Here is a 3,339-nt window from a genome sequence, read left to right on the forward strand (position 1 = left end):
CATCGACATTCCCCGTTCGTCTCGTGGACACCCACAGCGCCGCGCTAGGCAGGGCCTGGGCGTGCGGGCGGCGGTCCAGGCCGCCTTGGCGGGGCAGGGGATCGACGACGTCGCTGCGGCCGCCTCCGCAGCGGCCTCTGACGCTCAAGTGCTGATCCAGGTGAGCTCGCTGGAGACGTTGCGCCGGGGTGGGCGGATCAATCCGACCTCGGCCATGCTCGGGACCATGCTGCAGATCAAGCCGCTGCTGTCCCTTGATGAGGGCAAAATCGTGACCGTGGAGCGGCCGGTGTCTGCGATCAAGGCGCGTGGCCGCTTCATGACGCTCGTGGGGGAGGCGTTGGCCCACTCGGAGGCTTCCTCTCCCGTGCTGTGTATCCACCACGTGTCCGATCCCCATGGCGCTCGGGAGATCGGGGAAACCTTGGTGGACCGGTACCGGCCGGATGCCCAGTTGATCCTGAGCGATTTGCCCGCCGTGCTGAGCGCACACGTGGGGTTGGGGACCAAAGCGGCGATCGTGGAAGGGCCGACGACCCGCCCCATCGCGCACGGCAATCGCGCTGCACCGGCGGAGTCTTGACTCTTTTTCTGCCACGGTGATCCCCTGACCGCGATCTGACGGTTTGTTGGTCCCGCTCCGGCCGGTTGGCTGGTGTTCATGAGCGGGGTCAATTATCGGGGACGAGCACGGCTGCGGGATCAACAGGCCACGGAGCGGTTATCGGCGCTCTTGGACGGGGTGGCGGAGCGCGCCGAGGAACCGCAGGAGCCGGAGGGCACTGATACTGCCTCAATTCCCACGGCCGAGACGGGCGGACCGCAGCACCGTGAACCGGTTGCCGTGAGGACGTTTTTCTCCCGGCCGGCGATCGTGGTGCTCATCGCCGTGCTGTTGGTGGTGTGTGGGATTTCAGCGCTGTCCTTGCTGCCGGGAGGTTCGGAGCCGGATTCCGCCGTGGTGGCTGCGGCGGACGCCACCGACTCAGCGCGCGATTCGGATGTGTCGTCCGCCGAGCCGCAGGCTGGCACGGCGACTGGTGGGACCGGGCCGACTTCGAATGCCTCTGGCCCCGCGGGACCCGCAGGCGATTCGAGTTCGCCCATGACCGTGCACGTGTTGGGGAGGTCAAGAAACCCGCCGTGGTTCAGCTGTCCCCGGGGGCGCGGGTGATCGATGCCGTCGAAGCCGCCGGAGGACTCACAGACGCCGCCGTCACTGAACGCATCAACTTGGCTCAACCCGTCACCGACGGGCAGCAAGTCCTGATTCCCAATGAGAAAACTGCGGCGGATCTGGATGCTTCAGCCCAACAGGGTCCTGCCGCACCAGGAGCGCAGGCGGGAGATGACTCCGCCGGGACATCAGGGACCGAAGCGAATCAACACGACACTGGCGGCGCCAGTACGACCAGCGGCGCGCCGTCGGGCGGGCTGATCAACCTCAACACCGCCACTGCGGCCGACCTGGAAGAACTCCCACGAGTGGCCCGGTGCTCGCCCAACGCATTGTCGATTTCAGAACCGAACACGGACCTTTCACCGCTCCGGAGCAACTTGACGATGTGAGCGGTATCGGACCCGCCATGTTGGATGCGTTGTTGCCACTGGTCTCGGTATGAATCGTCGGTGGGACCTCCGTCTGGTCCCGTCGGCCGTCACGGCTTGGCTGTGCTCGATCGTCTTTCTCACGAGTGGGATCATGCCGGCTGTCTGGACCGGCCTGGCATGCGTGGGTGTTACCGGCGCGATCCTGTTGCTGCGTCGACGCTACCGGTACCGGAGACGACACAGCGGCGGCCACACGCACCCGCGCGAACCACCCGGGAGTCCCACCGAGCTGGTGGGGGCGCTCGCGGTCGTGCTCCTGTGCGCCGCCGCTGCGGCTCTGACGGCATGGAACGCGACCCAGCCCGCGCGATCAGCGTTGGCCGATCATCCGCCCGGGGCCACCGTCCGGGTAAGCGCCACGGTGACTGGCAAACCCACGGCGTACTCGAGCCAGTCCTTTGCGAGCCGAGGAGAGTCGGGAGAAGGCACAGCCGTCTCGCTACACACCGAGCACATTGGCAACGTTCCAGAGGCTACCGAGGTCACCGTCTTCGCGACACACCCAGCGTGGCGAGAGCTCGACGATGGCGATCAGGTCACCGCCACCCTGACCCTCACCGATACCGCGAGCCCTGCAAAGCTGACGGCGCGAGCGTCGTCGCGCCCGTGGTGAAAGCGAGCCCGAAGGAAACGGACCGAGAACCGGGGCTGCTCGACGGGGCACGTTCAGATCTTGCGCGGCTGAGTCTCTCCCACGGAGCGGCCGCGGCGGGACTGGTGCCCGGCATGACGGTGGGGGATACTTCGCAGATCTCGGCGTCGCTGACCGAGGACATGCGCACCACCGGGCTCACGCACCTCACGGCTGTATCGGGGTCCAATTGCGCGCTGGTCATGACGCTGACCGGGTATGTCGCGTTGACCATGGGCGCGGGGCGGAGAATCTGCCTCCTGGCGGGAATGCTGGCCCTGGGGTGCTTCGTGCTGCTCGTGGGACCAGACCCGTCCGTCCTTCGAGCCTCCGTGATGGGGACCCTTGGTGCCCTGAGCATGCTTAGCGGCCGCAACGGGGTAAGCCTCAACGCACTGGGTGCGGCGGTCATCGGTCTGGTACTCGTGTCTCCGGGGCTGTCGATCGACTTCGGGTTCATCCTGTCGGTACTCGCGACCGCGGGGATTGTGGTGAGCGGCCGCGCCGTTGCTCGTCTACTGGCCTTGAAACTCCCGGTGCCCGTGGCACTGTGCATCGCCATCCCGTTCGTGGCCCAGCTGTGGTGCGGCCCCGTGCTCCTGCTGCTCAACCCGGAGCTACCCACGTACTCGCTGCCGGCCAATATGGCGGCAACCCTTCTGGTGCCCGTCGCGACCGTGGCCGGGCTCATCGCCGTCTGCGTTCTGGTCGTGCCCAAAGTCCTGCTGCCCGCGCTCCTGCTGATTCCCGGGTTGGAAGCCGATCCCGTCACGGGCGCGTGGGAGCGAGCCGCGCAGGTTCCGATCACGGTTGCCGCGGTGCCCGCTCGCGGCGTTACGTGGATTGCGGACTTCTTCGCCGGGCTGCCCGGATCGCTCACTCCCTGGCCACCGGGAATCTGGGGCATTGTCCTGCTCGCCGTCATCAGCGTGTCGGCCGGGGGAGTGCTGCACTGGTTGGACGCGCGGTGCCAGCGACCCACCGACACCCACGGGACCGTGATGGGGACACCCGCGCCCGCTCCCGTCCCCCATCCCGTCTGGCGGCAGCTCGCCGACAAGCGCCGCCGACGACGCCGCGCGCTCGCGGTCCTCGCG

General features: G+C 67.6%; 5 protein-coding genes. All 5 read left to right on the forward strand.

Features of this window, described 5'->3' with window-relative positions; all coding sequences use genetic code 11:
- Positions 1-583 (forward strand): DegV family protein (locus YO9_RS0115670; RefSeq protein WP_016998346.1); only part of this gene is annotated, 583 nt, incomplete at its 5' end.
- Between the two features lie 78 nt (positions 584-661).
- Positions 662-1,174, forward strand: coding sequence for a hypothetical protein (locus YO9_RS19255; RefSeq protein WP_223286699.1), 513 nt, complete (start codon positions 662-664; stop codon positions 1,172-1,174).
- A gap of 319 nt (positions 1,175-1,493) precedes the next feature.
- Positions 1,494-1,622 carry a ComEA family DNA-binding protein gene (locus YO9_RS19265; RefSeq protein ID WP_223286700.1) on the forward strand — a complete coding sequence of 43 codons (129 nt, stop codon included), beginning with the start codon at positions 1,494-1,496 and terminating at the stop codon, positions 1,620-1,622.
- Between the two features lie 80 nt (positions 1,623-1,702).
- Positions 1,703-2,224: a hypothetical protein gene (locus YO9_RS0115680; RefSeq protein ID WP_223286701.1), complete on the forward strand. Its 522-nt coding sequence runs from the start codon at positions 1,703-1,705 to the stop codon at positions 2,222-2,224.
- On the forward strand, positions 2,218-3,339 hold a 1,122-nt coding region (locus YO9_RS0115685; RefSeq protein ID WP_016998349.1), incomplete at its 3' end, for a ComEC/Rec2 family competence protein. The genes YO9_RS0115680 and YO9_RS0115685, both read left to right, overlap by 7 nt.

This window comes from Kocuria atrinae C3-8 (genome assembly GCF_000286355.1).
Classification (GTDB): Bacteria; Actinomycetota; Actinomycetes; order Actinomycetales; family Micrococcaceae; genus Kocuria; species Kocuria atrinae_A.

Coding starts and splice junctions, on each gene's coding strand:
- YO9_RS19255 (WP_223286699.1), top strand. CDS start 662: ATGAGCGGGGTCAATTATCGGGGACGAGCACGGCTGCGGGATCAACAG.
- YO9_RS0115680 (WP_223286701.1), top strand. CDS start 1,703: ATGCCGGCTGTCTGGACCGGCCTGGCATGCGTGGGTGTTACCGGCGCG.